This window comes from Comamonas odontotermitis (genome assembly GCF_040396735.1).
GTDB lineage: Bacteria > Pseudomonadota > Gammaproteobacteria > Burkholderiales > Burkholderiaceae_C > Comamonas > Comamonas odontotermitis_C.
On sequence record NZ_JBEBNZ010000003.1, the window covers coordinates 121,288 to 144,678 of the forward strand.

Below are 23,391 nucleotides of genomic sequence, written 5' to 3' on the forward strand. Positions count from 1 at the left end.
GTGGTTTGAAGTACAGCCCGCAGCATGCGGGCTGTATTGCCTTTAGGCCTACTGTGGTGAACGATGAAGCCAGCGGAGGCAGCGGGCCGTGGGCGGCTCTCGTTGGAGCATGTCACAATGGGCTGAAACAGCTTTCCTACGTGTACAAGCATGCAAAAAATGTCTTCGGTGTTCACGGCCCAGGCCTACCGCAACTCGCCGGAGCGGGTCGGGCGGCAGCGCTCGGCCATGCTCAATACTGTGCGGCTGGCGGTGTCCACAGCCAATGGCATGGCCCATGTGGCGGGCGATGCGGTGCACAGCCTGCTGGCCGGGGGCCTGCCGCCCAAGGCCAAGGGGCAGTGGGGCAATCCCGCGCGGGAAGAGGCCTATTGGCGCAGCCACTATCAGGGCATGGATTTTTACGTGGTGGGCCAGCCGTTTGAGACATACCGCCTCGCGCTGTCGCTTGGCTGGTTTGCTGCGCAGCGCAATCCGCAGGGCTTTGACGAGGTGGCACCGCAACTGGAAGTGCAGTGGCAGCATGTGCGCGGCAGCAGCACGCTCACCTGGCCACAGGCGCGCGAAATTGCCAGCGCCGCGTATGAGCACGCGCTGCAAGGCATTCGCGGTGAGGAGCTGTCGGCCGCGCAAGTACAGCATGCGCTGCGGGTGCTGCAGACAGGCCTGAAGGACTGCGAGGAATGCCTGGTGGCAGGCAGCGAGCAGGCCCGTGCCATCGCGCTGCGCACCTATCTGTATGCACTGGCCGAGCAGTTTCGTGCGCTGAACTGGCAATTGCAGGAGGTGCTGTTGGCCCAGCCCGAAAGCGGCCCGCTGGTGGAGCGTCCCGGCCAGAGCGCAGCCGGTCGCCTGCACCGGCGCTGGACGGATTTCAAGCAGCGCGCCAACATGGTGACCGACCGCGACCTCATCGCCGAATGCAGCCTGTGCCTGGTGCTGGCCGCCGAACGCTACCAGCGTGTGCTGGAATCTGCCCTGCCGCTGGAATTACGCCCGCTTCTGCAGGGCCAGGCCCAGCAGTTGCGCCGTTATATCGATGAGTTGCAGCACATGCAGGATGCACGGGCCCGCTGATCTTGTTGCTATTGAATTTGAAGTTTATGCGCCTACCAGCTGGGCGATTGCGGCCATTTATACCTGATTCTTTTCTGTAGAGCGCATGCGCATTCCGGCTGGCAAGATACCTGCTGGGCGCACGGGAATTCGGCCCCCCTGCGCCGTGGGAGGCGGGAGGTTGCGATTACAATCGCACCCGCAGAATATTGCATTCCTGCTGTCAAAAGCGGGCTCATGGTTTCCCTCCTGCTGGCGCCCTGCATGCGCCTTGGCGCGCCAGACTGCGCGGCGTCGGAGAGGAATGTGCACATCCGGATCACGAGAACAACAACCGCCGATGTGCATCAAGAGCCCCGCTAGGAGCGTTGATGGCACCAACAACCGCTCTGATTGAAGGTAATCGTTATGGCTCTAACGGGCAAAAAGGGCATGTCGTCGGCCCTGGTCATTCTGGCCGCCATGGTGCTGGGTATCGTGGTGGGCTATATCGTCCATGCCAGCGTGCCGGACCCGGCCGAGGTCAAGGAAGTCGCCGGCTATATCTCCCTGGTCTCCGATATCTTTCTGCGCCTGATCAAGATGCTGATCGGGCCGCTGGTGTTCTCCACCCTGGTCGTGGGCATTGCGCATATGGGCGATGCCGCTTCGGTTGGCCGGGTGTTCTTCAAGGCCATGCTATGGTTTCTGACGGCATCGCTGGTGTCGCTGCTGCTGGGCATGGTGCTGGCCAATGTGCTGCAACCGGGCCACAACCTGGGATTGCCCCTGCCGGATGTGAGCGCCGCCACCAACCTGGCCACGGGCAAGTTCACGCTGCGTGAGTTCATCAACCACACGGTGCCCAAATCCTTTGCCGAAGCCATGTCGAACAACGAGATCCTGCAGATCGTGGTGTTCTCGATGTTCTTTGGCGTGGCGATGGCGGCGCTGGGCGACAAGGCCAGGACCTTGCTTGCAGCCATCGACGAGCTGTCGCACGTCATGCTCAAGATCACCGGCTATGTAATGAAGCTCGCGCCTCTGGCGGTGTTGTCGGCCATGGCTTCGACCGTGGCGGTCAACGGACTGGGCATCCTGCTGAAATTTGCGGTCTTCATGGGCGAGTTCTATCTGGGCCTGTTCATCCTGTGGTCGATTCTGGTGCTGGCGGGCCTCGCCTTCCTTGGCAAGCGCGTGTTCAAGTTGTTGGCGCTCATCAAGGAGGCCTTCATGGTGTCGTTTGCCACCGCTAGTTCGGAGGCTGCGTACCCCAAGATTCTTGACGCACTCGACCGTTTTGGCGTCAAGCGCAAGATTTCGAGCTTTGTCATGCCCATGGGCTACTCGTTCAACCTGGACGGCTCGATGATGTACTGCACGTTTGCAACGCTGTTCATCGCACAGGCCTACGGCATCGAGCTGTCGCTGGCCACCCAGGTGACCATGCTGCTCGTGCTGATGCTGACCTCCAAGGGGATTGCCGGGGTGCCGCGTGCATCGCTGGTGGTGATTGCTGCCACCCTGGGCCATTTCAATATTCCAGAAGCAGGCTTGCTCCTGATTCTGGGCGTGGACACTTTCCTTGACATGGGCCGCTCGGCCACCAATGCGGTTGGCAATTCGCTGGCATCGGCCGTGGTTGCCAAGTGGGAAGGCGAATTGCTGTCGGAGGCAGATGCCGAGGCGCTGGCGCGCAAGCTCGATGAGGAAGCTGCGCTGGCCATGCACGCGGTGCAGGAGCCTGAGAAGGCCTGATGCAGGCCGGGGCAGCTCGGCTGCGATTGATCAAGAGATCAAGATCAAGTGATCTAACGGGCGCGTGCAGCGCCCGTTTTTCATTGCCAGTCTGTTTTTTTCAGGGGCTGCGCTGCCGTTCAGGTGGTGCTGAAAAACCGCAGTTTGCAGCGTTGGCGCCATCAAGCGCCTGCGGAGGGCGTCTCCACGGCCTTGGGTCTTGGTCTTGGTCACCCCAGGGTGATCACCACCGGTGCATGGTCGCTCGGCTGCTTGTTCTTGCGTGGCACGCGGTCGATCATGCAGGCGCTCACGCTGCCCTTGAGCGCCTCGCTCACGAGGATGTGGTCAATGCGCAGGCCACGGTTCTTCTGGAAGCCCAGCATGCGGTAATCCCACCAGCTATAGCTTTTTTCGGGTTGCTCGAACATGCGATAGGCATCCGTCAGGCCCAGGGCCAGCAGGCCCCGGAAGTGGTTGCGTTCTTCGGTCGTGTGGTGGATGGTTTCCCGTAGGCCATCGGGGTCGTAGCTGTCGCGGTCTTCCGGTGCCACATTGAAGTCCCCGACCAGCACGAGGCGCGGGTGTGCGGCCAGTTCGGCCTTGATATAGGCCTCCAGCCCGCCCAGCCAGCGCATCTTGTAGGCAAATTTCTCCGATCCTGGCTCCTGGCCATTGACGAAATAGCAGTTGACCACGCGGATGTCGCCTGAGGGGCTGGAGATGGTGCCTGCAATGACGCGCGCCTGCTCGTCCTCGAAGTGCGGGTTGGCGCGCACCACATCGGCAATGGCGCTGCGGGCCAGCAGGGCCACGCCGTTGTAGGTTTTCTGGCCAAAGCTCACCGCCTGGTAGCCGGCAGCCGCAAAGGCATCGTGCGGAAACTTGTCATCCGTGAGCTTGAGTTCCTGCAGCCCCAGCACATCGACCGGATTGGCTGCCAGCCAGTCCAGCACCTGCGGCAGGCGGACGGAGAGGGAGTTGACATTCCAGGTGGCAATTTGCATATCTCAAAAATTCCGTTTCTTCCGTTTCCATGGCGAGGCCATGGATGGGCAACGCACAGCGCATTGCTATGGGCTAAGTGTAGAGCACGTATGCCGGATGAACGACGCAAAGGCTGTTGCTGGCAGGGTACCGGCGCAGGCGTGCTCCCGATGGCAAAAAAAAGCCACCGCAAGGGTGGCTGAACGACGCTCAGTAAGCGCTGGCGCCGAAGGAGAAGGGGAGCTACTCGCTGCATCCGGCGCACCAGCATCCGCTTTCGCTCAAAAAAATTCATCCGGGCCGCATGCACATGCGGGCAGGGGTACAAGGCCGGGGCAGACAGGTTGCAACGCGAACATGACACGGGTATTTCGAGTGTCTTGCGTGTCTGAAGCGGCTTGTGTCGAAGAACTGATGGTCTTTATATGGATTGCAGCGTGCCTTTGGTGCCGTGGATGCGGTTGTTGATACTGTATGAAAAAACAGTATAGCAAAGAAATACTGTATGGATGAACAGTTTTATTATTCGGAATGCGTCAGATGTTGTCGTTTCCTCGCTTCCGTAGGGTGAAGCGTAGGGGCAAGGATAGGCGCGAAAAGCGGGCCGTTGAAAAGGATTGCTGGCCCATCACTACAATGGCGCCCACTGCCATGAACCAGCCTGATCTTCTTTCTTTTGCCCCCGCAGAGGGGGCTGCCTCACAAGCCGCCATGGTGCGCCGCTCGGTGCGCGCCTTCACTCCGCAGCCGGTGGCCGATGCAGTGCTGCACACCGTGTTGCAGGAGGCCCGCCGCGCGCCTAGTGGCGCCAACCTGCAGCCGGGCTATTTCTGGCAGGTATGCGGCGATCTGCGCGAACAACTGTCCGTCCGTCTGCAGCGGGCCTATGCGGCAGGTGCGCAGGAGGCGGAAGACTACGGCTATTTCCCCAACCCGCTGCCCATGTCGCTGCGCAAGCGCCAGGTGGCAGCGGCGCAGGCCTTGTATGGCGCGCTGGGCGTGGAGCGGGGTGATACCGCCGGTCGCGCAGCGCAGTTTGGCCGCAACTTTCAGTTCTTCCAGGCGCCGGTGGCGCTCATCATCACCATCGACAGTGGTTTTGGCCCCGGTGGCTACATGGACCTGGGCATGGCGATCTACGGGTTGATGCTGGCTGCCCAGTCGCGCGGTCTGGCAACCTGCGCCATTGGCGCGATGGCCTCGTACCCAGGCCTGATCCGCGATGTGCTGCAACTGCCGGCATCGCAGACGGTGGTGTGCGGCATGGCCATGGGGTATGAAGACACCGATGCGCCAGTGAACCAGACGGTGACTGCGCGGGCAGCCCTTGGCGAATACTTTCAGCGCTTAGGGGACGGTTGCTGAGTCGCCAATGGCTGTGCGCTTTTTCCAGTGGAGTTTTTTCCAGTACCGTTGATTGGAAGCCTATGACTCGGGGCGAATCACTTTCAGCGCGAGGCTGGTGGCCGAACTCGGGACTATTGCAAACGCGGTGGCGGGGTGTCAATAAAGGCATCAGCCCATCTGCTGCACCAGGCTTGCGCTCCCCAGTCCGCCAGCACCTGCTATTGCTGCCAATCCCAACCCTCTGGGTGGCGCCAATTCCAGCTCCGCCAGCACCCGCACCAGGGCAACGGCGGCCGACGCGCCAATCGGGTGTCCGCGCGCAATACCGCTGCCGTGCCGGTTCAGCACATCCGCGTCCGCACCTTCGGACTGCAGCAGAGCCTGCCACTGCAGGCCTTGCACGGCAAAGGCGTCGTGCAGCTCGATGGCGGCCAGATCCGCCCAGCGGCGTTGGTGGGCCTGCAACAGGCTGCGGGCTGCCTCTGCAGCCAGCACCAGGGGCATGGCAGGCGTGCCGCCCACCGATTGATGGCCCAGCCACCGGGCGCGGGGCCTTGTGTGGAGGCGCGAGCAGGCAGCATCGCTCATCAGCAGCACCAGTGCCGCGCCATCGGCCTTGGGCGAGATGGCCACACTGCTGACGGCATATTCTGCGCGTGTGGCGGTGTCCACATCGGCATCGGTGTGGGCAATGGCGGGCAGGCGAGCCAGCTGCCTTGCTCCCAACCCGCGCGCAAAAGCATCCTGCGCCACTCCCTGGATGGGCACGATCTCTGCGGCCAGTACGTTCGCGCCCTGCAGCGCACGGGCGTGGCTGGCAGCGGCGTAGGCATCCTGTGCGGCGCGGGTGTGGCCCTGGCTTGCCGCATAGCGGGCGGCGGCCAGCAGCAGGTCTGGATCGTCATGCGGATGCGGCGCAAAAGCGGGGCGCTCGTAGGGCACGGGCGCATCACCGGCATGCAAAGGGCGCGTGGCGCGCATGGGCGCGCGGCTCCAGGCTTCTGCGCCGCCCGCCACCACCACATCGGCCTGGCCGCTGGCAATCAGGTTGGCGGCAAGCGCTACCGCATCCAGCCCGGAACAACACTGGGTGTCGACCGTGTAGGATGCGCAGGTGTGGGGCAGGCCCGCAGCCAGGGCCAGCATGCGTGCCGGGTTGCCGCCAGCGCCAAGCGCATTGCCCAATACCACCGTCTGCACCAGGCTGGCGGGCACGCCTGCCTTGGTCAGCAGGGCACGCAGTACGGGCGCGCCGATGTCATGCGCATGCAGTGCTTTGAAGGCGCCGCCCACCGGAACCACGGCGCTGCGGGCGTAGCTGGCAATGTAGACGGGGTGTGCAGGCATTTTTGGAGAAAACAGCCGTCAGCGCTTTGCAGAAGGACGCTGGCAGCTTTCATTTTGATAGCGCCTTTCGCAGCGCGACAGGGGCTACTTTAACGTGTCGCCGTGTTTGCTGTTGCAACCACAGATGCCATGGGTGGATCCATGCTGCTTTGCAGCAATGTGGCAATCGCCGTGTGGTCGGTCTTTCCGCTGGCCGTTTGCGGCCACGGCGCAGCGGGAGCGGCTGCGAACCAGCCCAGCCAGCGGCGCGGGCATTTGTAGGCCTCGAGCCGGTTGCGGCACCAGGCGGAGAGTTCTGCGGCCAGTGCGGCATCGAGCGTGTCCAGCGCCTGTTGTACCTGCCGTGGTGTGCCGCTCGCAGAGGGAGTAGGCGCTGCATCCTTGAGTTGCACCGCCACCCATACCTGTTTGCCACGCAGTGCGTCGTCAACGCCGTGTACCGATGCGGCGGCGATGCGCGGGTGCTCGCACAGCAGGTTTTCCACTTCTTCGGGGAACAGGTTCTTGCCCTGGGTGACGATCATGCGCTTTTCGCGGCCCACCAGGGTGAGCTGGCCATGCGCGTCCAGGCTGCCCATGTCGCGCACGCTCAACCACTCGCCATCCTGCAGCGCGGCGGTGGCGTCATGGCTGTCGCCCACGTAATCCATAAAGAGCATCGGGCTCTTGATCCAGATCTGGCCGATCTGGCCTCCGGCCAGGGCGGCGCCGGTCTCGCTGCGAATCTGCAGTTGCACATTGCTGAAGGCCCGGCCCACCACCTGCGGGGGTGCTGCCGCGTCGGCATCCATCCAGGCGATGAAGCTGGCTTCAGAGGCTCCGTAGAACTCCACGATTCGCGCATTGGGAAACAGCGCTTGCAGCGCAGGGGTGTGCTGGCGCATCCAGCGCGCGCCGCTGATCAGGATGAGTTGCAGCGACGCGATGGGCGCCAGCGCGCGGCGCTCGGCCAGTTGCAGCATCACCAGCAACTGGCTGGGCACGGCTACCAGGCATGGCGTGGCGTTCTGCTGCAGGCCGTGCAAGCACTGGCTGGCCGAAAAGCGCGGCTGCAATTGAACGCCGCCGCCCGTCCACAGCCCCAGAAGCGCACCAAACAGAAAGAGCGAATGTGACAGGTTGCCCGGCGCCATTACGGGGCCGTGCGCTGCCGTGCCGAATGTATCCACGCAGACGCGAAAGCTCTCGGCCCATGACTGGTGGTGCCGCCGGAACCCCTTGGGCTTTCCGGTGCTGCCCGAGGTGAAACCAATATAAAAAGGATAGCGGTCTGCACTTTGTGCATCTATGCAAAGCGGTGTTTTTGCTGCTAAGTCGGCAATCCATTGCGCCGCCGTTGCGTGCTGGGCGGCGGGCCAGGCGGCATCGCCCAGCGCAGCGCAGCGGCCGCTGGCAGTGGTGGCCAGAAAATCGGTGATGAGTGCGATGGGAGACTGAGTGGCATCCAGCAGCCGTGTGCTGGGTACAGCGCTGGCGTTCAGTTGATCGGCACCCGCCTGCACAGCGGCATGCAACTGGGCAAAGCGGATGCGCTGTAAGCCGTCGTCAACGGCCACGGCGTCGGGCTGCAACTGCGCCCAGTGGGCCAGCGGGCCGTGGACGAGGCGTTGCCAATCCTGCAGGGGCAGCACAGGCTGGCTCACAGCGCCCGGCCGCCAAAGCGCCAGTCGGGCAGGCCACGGGCCACGGTATGCACGATGACGGCCACCAGCACGCACTTGATGAGATCGCCCGGCACGAACACCAGGGTGCCGATGGCCGCCTGCACCAGGCTCAGCTTGGCCAGCAGCATCAGGCCCACCACGCCAAACACATGGATCACCAGCACACCGCCCACCACCGAGGCCGCAAACGCGGCCAGTGCGAGGCGCTTGGGCGAAGCAGGCACAGTGCCAGCGGGCCGCGACAGCGCACGCATGACCAGACCCGTCACGATGGCGGCAAACGGCCACGACACCAGATAGCCGGCCGAAGGCAGAAAGAACACGCCCATGCCGCCGCGTCCGCCCGACAGCAGCGGCAAGCCCAGTGCCACGGCCAGCAGGAACAGCGCCATCGCCTGAAAGCCCATGCTGGCGCCCAGCATGCAGCCGGCCAGCATCACGCCCATGGTCTGTGCGGTGATCGGCACGCCGAGAGGCAGGTCGATCTTGGGAATCATGCCGAACGCGGCCATCAGCGCGGCAAACAGTGCTACCAGTGCAATGCGCTGGGCGCGGGATTCGCGGTGAGAGGAGGAGGTCATGGTCATGAACAGGCTTTCATCAATCAAATCGGGGCGGCGTCACAGCTTGAGCCGTATCGCCAGCGCATCGGCCACCTTGCGGGCAGTCACCAGCATGTGGATGGCCAGCGGCGCAAACAGGCGCAGGCCTCCGGCGCGGCCGGTGCGCACGCGGTAGGCATCTGCCAGGCGTTGCCACTGCACAAAAAACTGCTCGGCAAACCGCATCATCAGGCCCAACTGCAACGCCAGCCGCTCCACGGGAACGCCAAAGCGGGCCAGAGGGGCCAGCAGCCACTCAGCCACATCCAGCAGATCGCCAAAGCGCGTAGTCGCCGTCAGCATGGCACCCAGCATGGTGGCACTCATCAGGCGCAGGCCGCTGGCCAGGCCCACCAGCGGTTGGCCAGTGGCGGCATGCAGCGCGCCTACCAGTACCGAGGCCACCAGCGCGGCCACCACCAGGCGCCGCGTGGGGCGTGATGCGGCCCCCAGGCTTGCGTACAGCACCAGCACCACGGCAAAGGCCGCAGCCTGGCCGCGTGTATCGACGACAAACAGCAGGCCCAGGCCACACAGGGCCAGTGCCAGCAGTTTGGCACCGGCAGGCACGCGGTGCAGCCAGCTGGGAATGTCGCTGTAGAGCGTGCCCATGCCGGTCAGCCCTGTACCGCAACAGCGGTTTTGCTACTGTTTTCGAAGCTGTCTGCGCTCTCTGTCTGTGCGCTAGAGCGTGTTTTCACATCCAGTTCGTAGGCTGCGCACACGGCCTCGCCCGGGCCATCGCCGCGCACCAGGCCGCCAGCGAGCCACACCACGCGCTCGAAGTGGCGTACATGGCTGAGCACATGGGTCGACACCACGATCTGTGCAGTGGTGCGGTCCAGATCGGCTGCCAGCCGCGCCTGGCCGGGCAGGTCAAGGCTGGCAAAGGGCTCGTCAAGCAGCATCACCCGGGGCGCAGCCATCAGCATGGCCAGAAAGCAGACTTGCTGGCGCTGGCCCTGGCTCAGGCTGCTGACGGCGCGTGGCGCCCATTCGGCCAGGCCCCGCTCGGCCAGAAATTGCCGGGCCCGCACCATGGCTGCCTTGCGCGCAATGCCCTGGTACTGCAGGCTCAAGCCCAGCTCTTCTTCCACGGTGGGGAAGATGATCTGGTCATCCGGGTTCTGAAACATCATGCCCACCAAGCCGGGCAACTGTTCGCGGTGCTTTTGCACATCATGGCCTGCGATGTGTACCTGTCCCTGGCTTGCAATTTCGAGCCCGCACAGCAGACGGAAAAGGCTGGTCTTGCCTGCGCCGTTGTCACCGATCAAGCCAACGCGCCGCTCGGTGAGCGACAGGCTCAGTCCGGCAAACACGGGCCGGGCGCCGCGCGTCAGGTGCACGTCTTGCAGGTGGATGCCCGTATCTGGCGGGGCGGGCGCAATGGCAGTCATGGCAAGGTGGAAAGCGGAAAGCAATAGCTTGGTTTGGCAGTTTTGGAACCCTTTGAAGCCTTGGCGTATGCGGGGCGAATGCACTGCAGAAAGCGCTTTGCTTCACGGCAGGCGTGCGGCAGCGCCAGGCTTGCGGGGTTGCCGAGTATTGTCGCACCTGCGCCATCTTGCAAGCTGGCGGGTGCATCCATCGACAATGAAATGCATGCCTGAAGATGGCTGCCAGATGCCGGTGAAATGCCAGAAGTTAGATGGATTTGCAAGGAAGCGGTGCGCATCCGGCAGGAAATTGCAGCCATCTTTCATGGCCAGCGTACTACCGAAGCTGCCCTGAAACGGAATGATTGCTTCCAAATTGATAGCTTGATGTGCTTGTTTTGTAAGGTGTTGCGTGGTTTTTAATCTCAATATGAGAAAAAACTCCCAAAAACTGCCAAATGGGCTATGGGGGCTTTGTCGATTTCGGCTGACATCACAAGGCAGGCTGCTGGGTTCCAATGATGGGTAACACGCAACCTGCACGAAAGGAGGCCTCCATGTTGGAACATCCGCATTACCACTGGCAAGATTTCGCCACTTTCGTTGGATTGATCGTTGCAGTGGCCCTGGCTTTTTCGGTATTGGTCTGGCCCCACACCACGGCGCAGGCCGCCGACTCGTTCGCTCACATGCTCAAAGGCTTGCAGCTGGTGCTGCGGGGGAGGTAGATGCCGCTTGGGTACATCCAAGCCGCGCTTTGGCAATTTTTGGCCGCCTTCGGGCGGCCTTCTTTTTGGGCGGACGGTCTGACGCTTGCAGCGTGTGCGCAACGCCTCACAAAAAATTGATGGGTAAAAAGATTCGGTTTTGCCTCGTCGATTCATAATTTCTATGGTTTGCCGTTGTGCTGCTGCGAGTGGCAAGCGGGCTTTCCTTCATATCCGGCTCGGCGAGGGCCAATTACCTGAGGTCTCTATGAAACGACTGAATCCACTCGGCGCTACCAGCGCGCTGTTGGCGGCGCTGCTGTTGGCAGGCTGCGCATCCGGCCCATCCAAAGAAGAACAGGCTGCAGCGGCCAAGGCTGAGGAAGCCAAGGCGGAAGACGCCAAGGCTGCAGAAGCGGCCAAGGCCGCAGCTGCGCCTGTAGTGCCTCAAGCCACGGCCCAGTTCGCCGATGCCAAGGCCAACAAGTTCGTGCAGCAGAGCTATGCCACTGCCAACGGCGAAGGCAACAGCAACTTCAGCGTCCAATTTCTCAAGGGGGGGCGTGTGGTCTACAAGGCCAAGGCCGACGACGGCAAGCAGGTGCTCTACCGTGGTACCTGGAAGCGCACCGGCAACCAGATCGATGTGACGGCCAAGGACCCCAAGTCCGACGGTACGGTGAACCTGAGTTACGAAGTGCGTCCTGAGCTGACCAGCCCCGCCGAACAGTACAAGGAATGCAAGAAGTTTGCACCTGGTCTCTACCCGCTGAACGTGAACGGCAGCACCGACGAAGACCTGAGCTACAGCCTGTGGCCTGAGCACATGGTCAAAACCAATGCTGCCCCCTGCGAGCCGGAGCGCAAGCAAGGCGGCAAGAAGCGCAAGCACAAATAAGCAAAACGATAGCCCTGCATAGGGCCGGTACGGGAGCCAGCGCATGCGCTGGCTTTTTTTTGTGGAAAAGCGAAGGCGGAGATTGTTGATGAGGCAGCTTCGGAAGGTGTCAAAGCCTTCATGCCCTGGCGGTATAAGAATGGGAGAAATTATTCGTTGGGATTGTGAAGCGCTGCGCAGATACTGTGCCCCATTCCCAAACCATGACAAGGTGCGCAGCACCAGGAGCGTAGTAGACATGACGACCTTTTTCTCCACCCGCCGCTCGTTGATCGCCGCCGCCGTGCTGGCAGCGGCATCCGTGGGTCTGGCAGGCCCTGCGCTGGCGCAGGATGCCTCCAAGAAGCAGCTGGTGATCGGCGGTACGGCGGGCTCTAACATCGATCAGCTGCAGGCAGGCATCGTGCCGCTGCTGCAGAAAAAGGGCTACAAGGTCAAGCTGGTGGAGTTCAATGACTATGTGCAGCCCAATCTGGCACTGGCCGATGGCTCGCTGGACGCCAATTTCTTCCAGCACGAGGTGTATTTCAACCAGTTCAAGGGCGACCGCAAGCTCGATCTGACGGCGCTGGTGCAAGGCCCGATCGCACCGATGGGGGTGTACAGCAAGCAGCGCAAATCGCTGGCCGATCTGAAGGAAGGCGACAAGGTGTCGCTGCCCAATGATCCGAGCAACCTCGCGCGCGGCCTGTTGCTGCTGCAGCAGGCGGGTCTGGTCAAGCTCAAGACCGGCGTGAATCCGCTGCGCGTGTCGGAGCTCGATCTGGCCGAGAACCCCAAGAAGATCAAGCTGCTGCCCCTGGATGCAGCGCACCTGCCGCGCTCGCTCGATGACGCGCAGTTCGCCATCATCAACGGCAACTTCGCCATCTCCTCGGGCCTCAAGCTGCAGGATGCCGTGCTGCTGGAGAAGACGCCGGAGCATTATCTGAACATCGCCGCAGTCAAGACCAAGGACAAGGATGCACAGTGGGCCAAGGACCTGGCTGAGGCCTTCCGCTCCAATGAATTCAAGACGGTGGTAGATACCAAGTTTGCCGGCTACGCCAAGCCTGCATTCCTGCAGTAAGTGGTAGCGCCCATGCGTGGCGCGAGAACCAGGGCCGCATTTGCGGCCCTTTTCTTTTGGGTGGGAATCTACCGAATCTTCCGTGCCATGAAACTGTCTGCGAGCGGTCATCACGCGGTCATGTGATTTGCCAAGAATCGCCGGGATCTCACCCGGAGAGGGTGGGGCGTTCTTCGAACAGATCACACACCCATGGCACTCCAACCAAATACACCATCTTCCTCACGCCTGCGTCTTCCATTTCCGTTGAATGCCTTGTGCAGCGGCCTGGTGCTCGGCCTAGTTTGCGCCAGCGCATGGGCTGCGCCGGTGCCGTTTGGCGGCAGCTACGCCCAGGACTTCAATACGCTCGCCAATACCGGCACTACCGCGCCCTGGGCCAATGACAGCACGCTGGCGGGTTGGTCGCTGTTCAACAAGGATGGTGCGGCCATCACGCAGATTGCAGTGGGCAGCGGCGGTGGCAACGGTGGCAGCTTCTACAGCTTTGGGGCCGATGCGTCAGACCGTGCACTGGGCGTGCTGGCTTCCAGCGGTACCTATTTCGGCTCTCCGGGATCCGGTGCCATTGCGGGCTGGATTGCGCTGGCGCTGGTCAACAGCACCGGCGCGGCCATCGATGCAGTGAACCTGCGCTTCAATGGCGAGCAATGGCGCAATGGCGGCAGCACGGCGGGGCAGGGCATGACCCTGGAGTGGGGCCTGGGCGATAGCTTTGGCGCCGTACAAACCTGGAACCCCGCTGGCGATCTGTTCGGCTGGGTTGCGCCGGTAACCGGCGGCACCGCTGGCGCCGTGGCAGGCAATATGCAGGGCGGCGGTGGAGGCCTGGTGCCCCTGGTGGGCGGCGATCTGCATGGCCTGGGTTGGGGCGCGGGCCAGACGCTGTGGCTGCGCTGGGTGCAAAAGCGCACGGCCAGCGGGTCAAGCAACGGGCTGGCCATTGATGACGTGGTGATCAAGACGGCCGGGCCGGACACTGCAGCGCCCACCCTGCAGTCCAGCGTGCCCGCCAGCGATGCCACCGGCGTGGCAACCACGACGAGCAGCTTCTCGTTGACCTTCTCCGAGGCAGTGCAGGCGGGTAACGGACGTTTTGAACTGCGGCAGGGCGCCACTGTGCTCGCCACGATGTCTGCGCAGGACGCAGCCAAGGTGGTGTTCGGCGGGCAGACGGTCACGCTCAATCCCGGTGTGGCGCTGGCGCCCGATACCGCCTACCGCATCGTTGCCGTGGGCACGCCGGTGCAGGATGCATCGGGCAATGCCTGGGTTACGGGCGATCTGGGCTTCACGACCGGGGCTGCGCCCACGGTCACGCGCATCCACACCATCCAGGGCATTGGCGAGGTATCGCCGCTGCTGGGAAAGCCCGTCACCATCAACGGAGTGGTGACCGGCATCGCACCGGGGCTGAGCGGTTTCTATGTGCAGGAAGAAGAGGCCAATTACGACAGCGATGCCGGCACATCGGAAGGCATCTTTGTCTACTATGGCGGCCAAAACCCCGGTGTGGACGACAGCACGGTGGGCAAGCGTGTGCAGGTGAGTGCCACGGTGGACGAATACAACAAGCAGACGCAGCTCAAGAACCTGACATCCTTCCAGGTGCAGGGCGCAGGCGTGCTGCCGACTCCGATCTCCATCACGCTGCCGGTCGCCGACATGGCAAGCTGGGAGCGTTACGAAGGCATGCTGGTAAAGGTGGCATCGGCTACTGCAGGCGGCAAGCTCGTGGTGTCGGACAACTACACGCTCGGCCGCTTTGGCGATGTGACCTTGTCGGCCGACAAGGTTCTGCCGCAGTTCACCGACGAGAACGTCCCCAGCGTGAGCGGCTATGCGCAGTATGCCAACACCATGCAGCGCAGCCAGATCATTCTGGATGACCTGAGCAGCAAGCAGAATCCGGTGGTGGTGCGGGGCCGTGGCGGTAACGATCTGTCTGCATCGAACACGCTGCGCGCGGGCGATGGGGTGGATGCCGTCGTGGGCGTGCTCGACCAGTTCTACCAGGCATCGTCTCCGCCGGAAATCTACCAGACCAGCTACCGCGTGCAGCCGACGCAGAAGCTGAGCTTCACGGGCGCAGCGCGCCCTACCGTGGCCGACCTGCAGGCGGCAGTGGGAGCGGCTGGGGTCAAGGTGGCATCGGCCAATGTGCTCAATTTCTTCAGCAAGGTGGGCGATACCAGCACCAATACCAAGGATGTGTTCACCACCCCGCTGGGCAACAGCATCGGCATTCGCGGCGCCAACAACCCGGCAGAGCTGGAGCGGCAGAAGGCCAAGGTCGTGGCCAATCTGATTGGCCTGCAGGCCGATGTGTATGGCCTGATGGAGGTGCAGAACAACGGCTTTGGCAGCGACAGCGCGCTGGCACTGCTGGTGGACGCCATGAATGCGAGCGCTGACAAGCCCGCTGGCGCCACCTATGCCTACGTGAAGGCGCCTTTCAACCAAGGAGGCAGCGCGACGATTGCCGGGGCGGGCACGGATGCGATCACGGTGGCCATTGTCTACCGCAGCGACCGCGTCACGCCTGTGGGGGCGGCGGCGGTTCCCAACGTCGGTACTTACGACGCTTTCACGCCGGGCGTGGGCGGCGCGCGTGTGCCGATTGCGCAGACCTTCTCGGTACCTACCGCGTCAGGTTCCGAGCAACTTACCTTGGTGGTGAACCACTTCAAGTCGAAGGGTTCGCTGCTGACCACGGGCGGGAACGAAGACAAGCTGGACGGCCAGGGCAACAACAATCCCGCGCGGGTCAAGACGGCCATGCAGCTCAAGGACTGGCTGGCAACGCGGCCCACCGGCTCGGACACCGACAAGGTGATTCTGGTGGGAGACTTTAACGCCTATGCCAAGGAAGACCCGGTCACCTATCTGGAGTTAAACGGCTTCACCAAGGTGACGCACGGCTATTCGTACTCCTTTGACGGGCTGTGGGGCTCGCTTGACCATATCTTCGTGAGCCCGACCCTGGTCTCCAAGGTGGGCAAGGCGGTGAAGTGGGCCATCAATGCCGAAGAACCGACGGTACTCGACTACAACACCGAGTACGGCAAGCCCGAGTCCTTCTATGCCGCAACGGCCTACCGCTCCAGCGACCACAACCCGATCGTGCTGGGCCTGAACCTGGATGCGCTGCCAGTCAACCAGCCGCCGGTGATCAAGGGCGTTCCAGGCAGTGCGGTAACGATTTCGGTGGGACAGGGCGCAACGCTTGCTGCGCTGAGCGTGGAAGACGCAGACAGCGAGCAGCTCACACTCACGCTGACGGCTGCCAACGGAAGCGTGCAGGGCGTTGCCGACGCCGATGCGCAGCAGGCGGGAACGCAGCTCAAGGGCACCGCAGCGCAGATCAATGGCGAGCTGGCCAAGGCGCGCTTTGTGGCACAGGCGCCGGGAGATGCGGGAGTAGGCCTGAGCCTGAGCGACGGCGTGAACACGGCAGTCACCGCGCGCTACGCATTCACGGTATCGGCCAGCGGCAATCCTGATACCAGCTTTGCGCTCACGCCGGGCGCAGGCGGTAGCGTGACGGGGACATTGCAGGGCGCCGGATGCAAACTGGCTGGGCCTGCGCAGTATGTCAGCGCCCAAAGCCTGGGTATTACTGCGATGCCAAGCCCTGGCGCCACCTTGCCCGATGGCTTGCTGGTGCTGAATGCCACCGGTTGCGAGCAGGGTGGCAAGCTCTCCGTCACCATGAACTACGCGCAGCCGCTGCCGCAGGGCGCACAGCTGTGGAAATGGGGCCGCACATCCGACAGGCAGGAAAAGCACTGGTACCGTGTGCCGTCGGAAGTGAGCGGGCAGGTGGTGCGCTTTGAGCTGCAAGACGGCGGGCTGGGCGATGATGACCTGGTGGCCGATGGCAATATTGCCGACCCGACGGCACTGGTGGTGCCACAGGCGGCCACAGCCACGGCAACGCCGGTGCCAACCCTCAGCGCATGGGGCTTGCTGGCGCTGGCACTCTCGTTCCTGCCATTCCTGCGCCACACATCCATCGTGCGTCGCGGAAAGACGCAGCGCTGAAGCAGCCAGAGGGCGGCGCGTACCACCGTGAGTCGTGGTACGCGCCTGCACCGTCAGGCGGTACGGGCCTGGACTTCGCTTTGGAGGATATTCATGGCGCGCTGCTCGATGTGCAGCAACTGCTGCACCTGCGCTTGCGGCAAGCCATGCAGCAGCGCGGCAGCGCCCAGGTCACTCAGCACCGAATCACCGGTTGCCGGATCCCACAACACGTTGTGTGCATACAGATCGCCATGCAGAATGCCGCGCGCATGCAGGTGGCCGACGGCGCCTTCGATGCCCTGCAGCAGGCGCTGCGCGACGTCTCGCGAAAAACGGGTGGCAGGCGCATACACGTCGCGCGTACAACTGTCCATGCTGGGCGGGCCGGCCAGAGCCTGCAGACCTGGTGGCAGCAGTGGCAAGGCCATGGCCAGCTTGCCTTGCGGGTGGTCTGAAACCGGGCCGAGCGGCGTCAACAGGTGGGGGTGCAGGCCTGCAGACAGGCCGGCGGCCAGTTCGGACGCAGGGGTGCCATCGCTGGTCTGACCCGCCTTGAAGACCTTGAGCGCCACATCCCCATCGCCGATGCGGGAAGCCCGGTAGATGTGCCCGCTGGCACCTTCGCCCAGCAGTTCATGCGGCTCCAGGCTTTGGTAGGGAATGGCCGGTTGCACAGATTGCGCAGATCCGGAAAGCACAAGCTGCTCATTTTTTTGAGTCAATGGGTTGCCTGCAATGGCCAGCCACGCCAGAGCCGGCAGTGCAAACACCACTTCCGGAATCTGTGCAAACGCGTTGCCGGAGATGCGCAGCAGCTCCAGCTTGGTGCATTGCGCCAGGCTGGCGGGCAGACTCTGCAATTGGTTGCAGGCCAGCATGAGCTTTTGCAGGCGCGGGCGCTCGCCCAGCGTGCCCGGGAGGTGGCGAATCTGGTTGTCCGTGAGGATGAGCCAGCGCAAGGCTGGCGGCAGGCTTTCTGCTGGCACTTCCCGGATGCGGCAGGCCTTGAAGCCGATCATCTCCAGTTGCGGCAAGCGGCCCAGCACGCTTGGCAGCGCGGTAAACGGGTTGTTGGACGCAAACAGGATGCGCAGCCGGGTGAAACGGGTGAGGTCATCCGGCAGCGTGCTGAGCTGGTTGCCCGAGAGATCAAGCACTTCGAGCGTGTCTGCGAGCGCAAAAAGTTCGCGCGGAAACGCGCGCAGGCCCGCAGACAGCTTGATCTGGCGCGCGCCGAGCAGGGCGCCGCTGCGCAGTTGTTCGTGAAAGGCTTGAAGGCTTTGCATGGCTGCACAGTGTAGGTGCTGGCAGCGCATGCATGGCACATGTCACGCCGCAAGTGCTATTTGGCGCGCTCGATACGGGTGATGGTCAAGGTGCCGCCTTCATCCTGCACATGAAAGCGCACCTTGTCGCCCGCATTGAACTGGGCGGCCTGCGCCGGGTCCTTCAAGGCGAAAACCATGGTCATGGCGGGCATCTCCAGGTTCTTGATGTCTTCGTGGCGAATGGTCAGCTTGCCGCCGCGTGCATCGACACGGGTGATTTCTCCAGCGGTCATTACAGCGTCGGCATTGGTGGCGGCTGTTGCAGATGCTTTTTCGGTAGATCCAGCAGGGCTGCCGTGGGCAGCGTGCTCCTGTGCCAGCGCGGGTGCCATGGCGCAGGCCAGTGCCAGTGCAGCGAGGGTGGTAGTGATGCTTTTCATAAAATTCTCCAGATGGGTGATAACGGGGATCAGCTGCGGTAGCTGGTAAAAACCGTGGTCGAGACATCGCTATTCATCCGATTCTTGGTGACCAGCAGAACATCGAACGGATCCTTGCGGCCGCCGTATTCGGGGCCATCCATGCCTGGGCTGCCCACGGGCATGCCGGGCACCGCAATCCCCAGCGCCTTGGGTTTTTGCTGCAGCAGCTTGCGCACATCGGCTGCGGGAACATGGCCTTCAACGACATAGCCGTCCACCAATGCGGTGTGGCAGGAGCCCAGGCGCGCTGGCAGGCCCAGCTTGGCGCGCATGGCGCTGTTGCCGGTGTCATGCACGGTGACGGCAAAGCCTGCCTTTTCCATCAGCACGACCCAGTCCTTGCAGCAGCCGCAGTTCGGGTCTTTCCAGACTTCGATGGGCGTCTGGGCGGGGCTGGCAGCGAGGGCGGGCAATCCCGCAGCCATGCCAACGGCGGTGACCAGCATGTGCAATGCGTGGCGGCGGGTGTGGGGGTGTTTCATGGTGTTTCCTTGGTAGGCGTCAATCGGTGACGGTGAAAGTGCCCGTCATGCCTGCCTGGTAGTGGCCTGCAATCAGGCAGGCAAAATCAAAGCTGCCCGTGCGGTTGAAGTTCCAGACCAGGTCTTCGCTTTTCTGGGGGGCGACATGGGCCATGTAGGGCTCGGCATGTTCCATGCCGGGGAACTTGAGCATCAGTTGCGCATGCTGGTCGAGCGAGGCCTTGGTGCCCAGCACCACTTCGTGCATCACCTGGCCACGGTTGACCACGCGCAGGCGCACGGTTTCGCCCTTCTTGACGTTGAAGTGCGAGGGGGTAAAGCGCATGTCGTCCGTCATGCTCAGGGTGATGGTGCGTTTGGCGTCCTTGGCATCTCCGCCAATGCCCCATTCCTTCTGCTCCTTGGTGGCCGGGACGGACGCATGGCTTTCATTGCCATGCGCAAATACGGTGCTGGCGCCCGACAGAAGAGTGCAAGCAGCTATGAATTTGATAATTTTCATGGTGTCAATCCTGTGTTCAGTGGTTGGCGTGGCCTGATGCATTGGCTGGCTTGTGCACCGTGGGTGCGCCGGAGGCCGCGCCCGGCAGGGTCTGGCGTGGCGCCTGCGCGTCCAGGGGCGGGCCCTGCCATTCATAGGCCACGGTCCCCCGGGGTTGGGCATACCAGCCGGGGTTCTGGTAGTCGCCAGCGGCGAGGTTGCTGCGCACCTTGAAGGTGGTGAACATGCCGCCCATCTCGATGTTCCCGAACGGTCCCTTGCCGGTCATCATGGGAAAGGTGTTGTCGGGCAGGGGCATCTGCATGGCGCCCATGTCGCCCATGCCGCGCTCGCCCATCAGCATGTAGTCGGGCACGATCTTCTGGATCCTGCCGACGAGGCCCCGGTGGTCGACGCCGATCATGGTCGGCACCTCGTGCCCCATGGCGCCCATGGTGTGGTGGCTTTTGTGGCAGTGAAAGGCCCAGTCGCCGGGTTCGTCCGCCATCAGCTCCACCTGCCGCATCTGGCCCACGGCCACATCGGTCGTCACCTCGGGCCAGCGTGCAGACCGTGGCACGGGGCCGCCATCGGTGCCGGTCACCTCGAACTCGTGGCCGTGGATGTGGATCGGGTGGTTGGTCATGGTCAGGTTGCCCACGCGGATGCGCACGCGGTCGCCTTGTCTTGCCACCAGCGGAGTGATGGCGGGAAACGCGCGGCTGTTGAAGGTCCAGATGTTGAAATCCGTCATCTCGCCCACCCGAGGCGTCATGGCACCGGGCTCGACCGCGTAGGCGCTGAGCAGGAACGCATAGTCGCGCTGCACATCGGCGATCAGCGGGTGCCTTGCCTTGGGGTGGGTAATCCACAGCCCCATCATGCCCATGGCCATCTGCACCATTTCATCGGAGTGCGGGTGGTACATGAAGGTGCCGGGGCGGCGCGCCTCGAACTCATAGACGAAGGTCTTGCCCGGCGGGATGTGGGGCTGGTTCAGACCGCCCACACCGTCCATGCCATTGGGCAGACGCTGGCCATGCCAGTGGATGGTGGTGCTCTCGGGCAGGCGGTTGGTGACGAAGATGCGTACCCTGTCGCCCTCGACGACCTCGATGGTCGGCCCGGGCGACTGTCCGTTGTAGCCCCACATGTTGACGAAAAAGCCGGGTGCCACCTCGCGCACCACGGGCTCGGCCACCAGGTGGAATTCCTTGACGCCGGCGTTCATGCGCCATGGCGTGGTCCAGCCATTCAGGGTGACGACCGGGTGGTAGGGCCTGCCGTTGGGCGGGCTCAGTGGCGCAGCCGTATCGGCGCTGGCCTGAGAGACCGGCTCGGGCAGGGCAGCCATGGCGACCCTGCTGACGGCTGCGGACGCAGTGGCGGCGGCCACTGCGGTGGCCGCGCCGGTGAAGAATTGGCGGCGTTGCATATCAATGGCCTTGTTCATTGCTGGCAGCGGGCGCTGCGGTGTTGAGGGTGGGCGCCGTGCCGGGCGATGTGCCGGTGAGCGCCAGTTGCAGATCGGTCTCGGCCAGCCAGAAGTCGCGCTGGGTTTCTGTAGCCGTCACCACCGCCTGCGTGGTGGCGCGTGCCTGGGCCAGAAGCTGCCATACGCTCACGAACATGCCGTTGTAGCGGTAGACGGTCTCTTCCTGCACCAGCCGCGCAAGCGGCAGTACTTCTGCCTGCTGCTGCTGGGCCAGGTCGTAGGCGGTGCGGTAGGCCAGCCACTGGCTGCGCGCCTCGCTGCGGGCTCGGATGGCGTTGTCACGCAGCACCGCCGCGCTGCGCAGGGCCTCGTTCTGCGCCATGCCGCGTGCGGCAAAGCCCCAGTCGAACAGCGGCAGCGGCATATCGAACTCCCAGCCCTGGGTCTTGTCGCTGTGCCCGCCGTCCCGCTCGGTACTGGTGTTGTTGCTGTAGGTGGCGCCAATGTCGCCAAAGATGGAGCCAATCGCGGCCCAACCCTCGCGGCCTGCGCTCACATCGAGGTCGCGGCGCAGTGCGCCCAGGTCGAGCCGCTGGCGCAGCGCGGTGGCCTCTGCGTCCTCGCCGCTGCGCAGGTCGCCAGCGCTCTTGGGGAGCGCAGGCAATTGCGCGGGCAGCTGGAAGGCCAGTTGCTGGCCCCACAGGCCCATGCGACGGGCCAGTTGCTCGCGTTCGAGCTGGGCATTCAGCCGGGCACGCGCCAGCTGCGCGGCGGCCTGCTGCTGCAGGGCCAATTCGCGCGCCTGATCCATCTTGCTGAAGTTACCCACCTGCGCCATGCGTGCAGCCAGCTCGCCGCCCAGTGCGGCGGCTTCGTGCATGCGCTCGTTGGCGGCCAGTGCCTGTTCGGCGGCGACAGCGCGCAGCCAGGTGCGGCGCGTATCGGCGGCCAGCAGCACCACCTGCTGTGCAGCGGTCAGCGTGGCCTGCTCCATCTGCCAGCCCTGCCAGCGGCTGCGCCACGGCAGGGTGATCAGTTGTACCAGTCCAAAGCTGAACTGGCGTTCGATCTCGCGTTCCTGGCTGTTGCGAAAGCGGCCAAAGGTAAAGCTGGGATTGGGCAGCGTGAGGGTCTGCACGCGCTGCGCGTCTGCAATACCCAGCTGAGCGAGCTGGCCCTGCAAGCCAGGGTTGTTCAGCAGGGCAATGCGCACGGCGGTATCGGCGTCGACGGGTCCCTCCAGCCAGCGGTTGATCTGCGCCTGGGCCTCCTGGCGGGCCTTGGCATCGACGGGCGGGAGCTGCGCCCCCGGCGGCAGGCGGCCTTCGGTGCGCTGGGCGACATCGCTGCGCAGGCCGTCGGGCGATACGCTTGCGCAGCCGGCCAGCACCAGGGCGGCGAGCAGCGGCGAGAGACGGAGGATGGCGCGTTTCATGGCTGGCCTCCGTGTTGGTGGTGCGGGCTGGCGGGCTTCTCGCCAGGTGCCTGGCCCTGCGGGGTGGCCTGGGCCTTTTCCCAGCGAATGACATCTGCATGGCCGCGCGGGAAGGCCGCCGCTACGGCTGCATTGGCTTCTTTCCAATCGCCTGGTTGGGGCACGATGGTGCCACTTAAAGCCATGGCCTGGTGGCGCAGGGGGGCCGTGGGCGCTTGGGGCGAGGCGGGGTCGCTCAGAGTGGGCGCAGATTCAGCCGGGTTGGCGGTGGGCTGGCTCGGATGTGCCAGGCTGTAGGAAGCCATGGCGCAGGCCGCTGCGGCAATGCCGGCGGCCAGGCACCTTCGGGTGCCGAATGGGGGACGCGCGTAGCGCATGAGAAATTCCTGTCGTTGAAACCATGTTCACGACCGCAGGGCCAAAGCCTTGGCTTTTGGCGCAGACAGCAGGCACATGGGCTGCCGTCAAATTGCGGACGCACCTAGGGTGTCAGGCGACAGAAATGGGAGGCTTGGTGATGGAGGCGGGCAAGGTGCTGGCAAAGCGGGTGGCCCCGTCTGCCAGTTGCTGAGGTGCAGTGGGTGGCTGTACCAGCGCAGCAATCGCGGGCAGGCCTACGGCAGAGTGGCAGATGCCACAGGCCGAGCAGTTGGCGCCATGTGCAGCGCTGTCACCGCAGTGTGCGGGCTCGGAGGCGGTGCAATGGGCCGCCGCTGCCTCGTGCGCTTGCTGGTCGGCAAGCGCTGCGTTGCCATGGGTGGCGCTGCTGCCGTGGTGGCTCTCGTGCTGCTCGGCCGGGGGGGCGCTGCGCGCTGCATGCGCTGCGTGTGTTCCCGCCTGGGCAACGGGCGCCACGATGCCCATGGCCATAGCATCGCCCAGCAGGCCGCGCAGGACCAGCGTGAGAACGAGCAGCAGGGACAGGCAGGAGCGCATGGTGAGAGTGGAGTGGCAATTCGCACAGAAGTTCCGCTTCGATGGGAGGCCATCGACGCTACGAATCAGTCCCC

At 63.7% G+C, this 23,391-nt stretch carries 22 protein-coding genes; 7 read left to right on the plus strand and 15 right to left on the minus strand.

All coding sequences use genetic code 11. The annotated features are described in order from the left end of the window. Nucleotides 1-150 precede the first annotated feature (150 nt). Nucleotides 151-1,077 (plus strand): hypothetical protein, encoded by a 927-nt coding sequence (locus ACH2DG_RS04575; RefSeq protein WP_395024510.1) that lies wholly within the window; start codon nucleotides 151-153, stop codon nucleotides 1,075-1,077. 387 nt (nucleotides 1,078-1,464) lie between these two features. Continuing rightward, nucleotides 1,465-2,793, plus strand: coding sequence for a dicarboxylate/amino acid:cation symporter (locus ACH2DG_RS04580; protein WP_395024511.1), 1,329 nt, complete (start codon nucleotides 1,465-1,467; stop codon nucleotides 2,791-2,793). Nucleotides 2,794-3,002: 209 nt separating this feature from the next. Here ACH2DG_RS04580 and xth read toward each other — a convergent pair whose 3' ends face one another. After that, nucleotides 3,003-3,779 carry an exodeoxyribonuclease III gene (xth, locus tag ACH2DG_RS04585; protein ID WP_395024512.1) on the minus strand — a complete coding sequence of 259 codons (777 nt, stop codon included), beginning with the start codon at nucleotides 3,777-3,779 and terminating at the stop codon, nucleotides 3,003-3,005. Between the two features lie 631 nt (nucleotides 3,780-4,410). On the opposite strand from xth, the gene ACH2DG_RS04590 reads away from it, so the two are divergent. Then, on the plus strand, nucleotides 4,411-5,124 hold the full coding sequence (locus ACH2DG_RS04590; RefSeq protein ID WP_395024513.1) for a nitroreductase: 714 nt from the start codon (nucleotides 4,411-4,413) through the stop codon (nucleotides 5,122-5,124). 150 nt (nucleotides 5,125-5,274) lie between these two features. On the opposite strand, the gene ACH2DG_RS04595 is transcribed toward ACH2DG_RS04590, so the two are convergent. The 6 genes from ACH2DG_RS04595 to ACH2DG_RS04620 form a co-directional block, all read right to left on the minus strand. After that, a complete protein-coding gene (locus ACH2DG_RS04595; RefSeq protein ID WP_395024514.1) occupies nucleotides 5,275-6,453 on the minus strand; it encodes an acetyl-CoA C-acyltransferase in 1,179 nt (392 codons plus the stop codon). 89 nt (nucleotides 6,454-6,542) lie between these two features. Beyond that, entirely contained in the window at nucleotides 6,543-8,096 is a 1,554-nt protein-coding gene (locus ACH2DG_RS04600; RefSeq protein ID WP_395024515.1) for an AMP-binding protein, read from the minus strand. Further along, nucleotides 8,093-8,704, minus strand: coding sequence for a biotin transporter BioY (locus ACH2DG_RS04605; protein ID WP_395024516.1), 612 nt, complete (start codon nucleotides 8,702-8,704; stop codon nucleotides 8,093-8,095). The genes ACH2DG_RS04600 and ACH2DG_RS04605 overlap by 4 nt, the downstream gene beginning before the upstream one ends. Nucleotides 8,705-8,737: 33 nt before the next feature. Next, a complete protein-coding gene (locus tag ACH2DG_RS04610) occupies nucleotides 8,738-9,331 on the minus strand; it encodes a CbiQ family ECF transporter T component (protein WP_395024517.1) in 594 nt (197 codons plus the stop codon). Nucleotides 9,332-9,336: 5 nt separating this feature from the next. Next, nucleotides 9,337-10,119, minus strand: a complete 783-nt coding sequence (locus ACH2DG_RS04615) for an energy-coupling factor ABC transporter ATP-binding protein (protein WP_395024518.1) — start codon at nucleotides 10,117-10,119, stop codon at nucleotides 9,337-9,339. 102 nt (nucleotides 10,120-10,221) lie between these two features. Next, nucleotides 10,222-10,617, minus strand: coding sequence for a hypothetical protein (locus tag ACH2DG_RS04620; RefSeq protein WP_395024519.1), 396 nt, complete (start codon nucleotides 10,615-10,617; stop codon nucleotides 10,222-10,224). A 38-nt stretch (nucleotides 10,618-10,655) separates the two neighbouring features. Here ACH2DG_RS04620 and ACH2DG_RS04625 point away from each other — a divergent pair, with 38 nt between their 5' ends. The 4 genes from ACH2DG_RS04625 (at nucleotide 10,656) to ACH2DG_RS04640 (ending at nucleotide 16,816) form a co-directional block, all read left to right on the plus strand. Next, nucleotides 10,656-10,826 (plus strand): hypothetical protein, encoded by a 171-nt coding sequence (locus ACH2DG_RS04625; protein ID WP_224149264.1) that lies wholly within the window; start codon nucleotides 10,656-10,658, stop codon nucleotides 10,824-10,826. Nucleotides 10,827-11,073: 247 nt separating this feature from the next. Further along, nucleotides 11,074-11,703 carry a hypothetical protein gene (locus ACH2DG_RS04630; RefSeq protein WP_395024520.1) on the plus strand — a complete coding sequence of 210 codons (630 nt, stop codon included), beginning with the start codon at nucleotides 11,074-11,076 and terminating at the stop codon, nucleotides 11,701-11,703. Between the two features lie 238 nt (nucleotides 11,704-11,941). Further along, nucleotides 11,942-12,772, plus strand: coding sequence for a MetQ/NlpA family ABC transporter substrate-binding protein (locus ACH2DG_RS04635; protein ID WP_395024521.1), 831 nt, complete (start codon nucleotides 11,942-11,944; stop codon nucleotides 12,770-12,772). A gap of 192 nt (nucleotides 12,773-12,964) precedes the next feature. Continuing rightward, nucleotides 12,965-16,816, plus strand: coding sequence for an ExeM/NucH family extracellular endonuclease (locus ACH2DG_RS04640; RefSeq protein WP_395024522.1), 3,852 nt, complete (start codon nucleotides 12,965-12,967; stop codon nucleotides 16,814-16,816). Between the two features lie 53 nt (nucleotides 16,817-16,869). Here ACH2DG_RS04640 and ACH2DG_RS04645 read toward each other — a convergent pair whose 3' ends face one another. From ACH2DG_RS04645 to ACH2DG_RS04680, 8 genes are all read right to left on the minus strand, one after another. Then, entirely contained in the window at nucleotides 16,870-18,084 is a 1,215-nt protein-coding gene (locus tag ACH2DG_RS04645; RefSeq protein ID WP_395024523.1) for a leucine-rich repeat-containing protein kinase family protein, read from the minus strand. 56 nt (nucleotides 18,085-18,140) lie between these two features. Next, on the minus strand, nucleotides 18,141-18,506 hold the full coding sequence (locus ACH2DG_RS04650) for a copper-binding protein (protein ID WP_395024524.1): 366 nt from the start codon (nucleotides 18,504-18,506) through the stop codon (nucleotides 18,141-18,143). A gap of 29 nt (nucleotides 18,507-18,535) precedes the next feature. Continuing rightward, the gene (locus tag ACH2DG_RS04655; protein WP_395024525.1) at nucleotides 18,536-19,030 is read right to left on the minus strand and encodes a DUF411 domain-containing protein; all 495 of its coding nucleotides are present in this window, start codon (nucleotides 19,028-19,030) and stop codon (nucleotides 18,536-18,538) included. A 19-nt stretch (nucleotides 19,031-19,049) separates the two neighbouring features. After that, a complete protein-coding gene (locus ACH2DG_RS04660) occupies nucleotides 19,050-19,532 on the minus strand; it encodes a plastocyanin/azurin family copper-binding protein (RefSeq protein WP_395024526.1) in 483 nt (160 codons plus the stop codon). Between the two features lie 16 nt (nucleotides 19,533-19,548). After that, nucleotides 19,549-20,946 (minus strand): multicopper oxidase family protein, encoded by a 1,398-nt coding sequence (locus ACH2DG_RS04665; protein WP_395024527.1) that lies wholly within the window; start codon nucleotides 20,944-20,946, stop codon nucleotides 19,549-19,551. Between the two features lies 1 nt (nucleotide 20,947). Further along, nucleotides 20,948-22,381: a TolC family protein gene (locus ACH2DG_RS04670; RefSeq protein ID WP_395024528.1), complete on the minus strand. Its 1,434-nt coding sequence runs from the start codon at nucleotides 22,379-22,381 to the stop codon at nucleotides 20,948-20,950. Then, nucleotides 22,378-22,758: a hypothetical protein gene (locus ACH2DG_RS04675; protein ID WP_395024529.1), complete on the minus strand. Its 381-nt coding sequence runs from the start codon at nucleotides 22,756-22,758 to the stop codon at nucleotides 22,378-22,380. The genes ACH2DG_RS04670 and ACH2DG_RS04675 overlap by 4 nt, the downstream gene beginning before the upstream one ends. Before the next feature lie 112 nt (nucleotides 22,759-22,870). After that, the gene (locus ACH2DG_RS04680) at nucleotides 22,871-23,317 is read right to left on the minus strand and encodes a hypothetical protein (protein WP_395024530.1); all 447 of its coding nucleotides are present in this window, start codon (nucleotides 23,315-23,317) and stop codon (nucleotides 22,871-22,873) included. Nucleotides 23,318-23,391 lie beyond the last annotated feature (74 nt).

Bases quoted from the DNA above. Each gene is read 5' to 3' on its own strand.
- ACH2DG_RS04630 (WP_395024520.1), top strand. From the start codon at position 11,074: ATGAAACGACTGAATCCACTCGGCGCTACCAGCGCGCTGTTGGCGGCG.
- xth (WP_395024512.1), bottom strand. From the start codon at position 3,779: ATGCAAATTGCCACCTGGAATGTCAACTCCCTCTCCGTCCGCCTGCCG.
- ACH2DG_RS04625 (WP_224149264.1), top strand. From the start codon at position 10,656: ATGTTGGAACATCCGCATTACCACTGGCAAGATTTCGCCACTTTCGTT.
- ACH2DG_RS04660 (WP_395024526.1), bottom strand. From the start codon at position 19,532: ATGAAAATTATCAAATTCATAGCTGCTTGCACTCTTCTGTCGGGCGCC.
- ACH2DG_RS04605 (WP_395024516.1), bottom strand. From the start codon at position 8,704: ATGACCATGACCTCCTCCTCTCACCGCGAATCCCGCGCCCAGCGCATT.
- ACH2DG_RS04680 (WP_395024530.1), bottom strand. From the start codon at position 23,317: ATGCGCTCCTGCCTGTCCCTGCTGCTCGTTCTCACGCTGGTCCTGCGC.
- ACH2DG_RS04595 (WP_395024514.1), bottom strand. From the start codon at position 6,453: ATGCCTGCACACCCCGTCTACATTGCCAGCTACGCCCGCAGCGCCGTG.
- ACH2DG_RS04665 (WP_395024527.1), bottom strand. From the start codon at position 20,946: ATGCAACGCCGCCAATTCTTCACCGGCGCGGCCACCGCAGTGGCCGCC.
- ACH2DG_RS04590 (WP_395024513.1), top strand. From the start codon at position 4,411: ATGAACCAGCCTGATCTTCTTTCTTTTGCCCCCGCAGAGGGGGCTGCC.
- ACH2DG_RS04650 (WP_395024524.1), bottom strand. From the start codon at position 18,506: ATGAAAAGCATCACTACCACCCTCGCTGCACTGGCACTGGCCTGCGCC.
- ACH2DG_RS04640 (WP_395024522.1), top strand. From the start codon at position 12,965: ATGGCACTCCAACCAAATACACCATCTTCCTCACGCCTGCGTCTTCCA.
- ACH2DG_RS04670 (WP_395024528.1), bottom strand. From the start codon at position 22,381: ATGAAACGCGCCATCCTCCGTCTCTCGCCGCTGCTCGCCGCCCTGGTG.
- ACH2DG_RS04655 (WP_395024525.1), bottom strand. From the start codon at position 19,030: ATGAAACACCCCCACACCCGCCGCCACGCATTGCACATGCTGGTCACC.
- ACH2DG_RS04615 (WP_395024518.1), bottom strand. From the start codon at position 10,119: ATGACTGCCATTGCGCCCGCCCCGCCAGATACGGGCATCCACCTGCAA.
- ACH2DG_RS04575 (WP_395024510.1), top strand. From the start codon at position 151: ATGCAAAAAATGTCTTCGGTGTTCACGGCCCAGGCCTACCGCAACTCG.
- ACH2DG_RS04635 (WP_395024521.1), top strand. From the start codon at position 11,942: ATGACGACCTTTTTCTCCACCCGCCGCTCGTTGATCGCCGCCGCCGTG.
- ACH2DG_RS04645 (WP_395024523.1), bottom strand. From the start codon at position 18,084: ATGCAAAGCCTTCAAGCCTTTCACGAACAACTGCGCAGCGGCGCCCTG.
- ACH2DG_RS04675 (WP_395024529.1), bottom strand. From the start codon at position 22,758: ATGCGCTACGCGCGTCCCCCATTCGGCACCCGAAGGTGCCTGGCCGCC.
- ACH2DG_RS04610 (WP_395024517.1), bottom strand. From the start codon at position 9,331: ATGGGCACGCTCTACAGCGACATTCCCAGCTGGCTGCACCGCGTGCCT.
- ACH2DG_RS04580 (WP_395024511.1), top strand. From the start codon at position 1,465: ATGGCTCTAACGGGCAAAAAGGGCATGTCGTCGGCCCTGGTCATTCTG.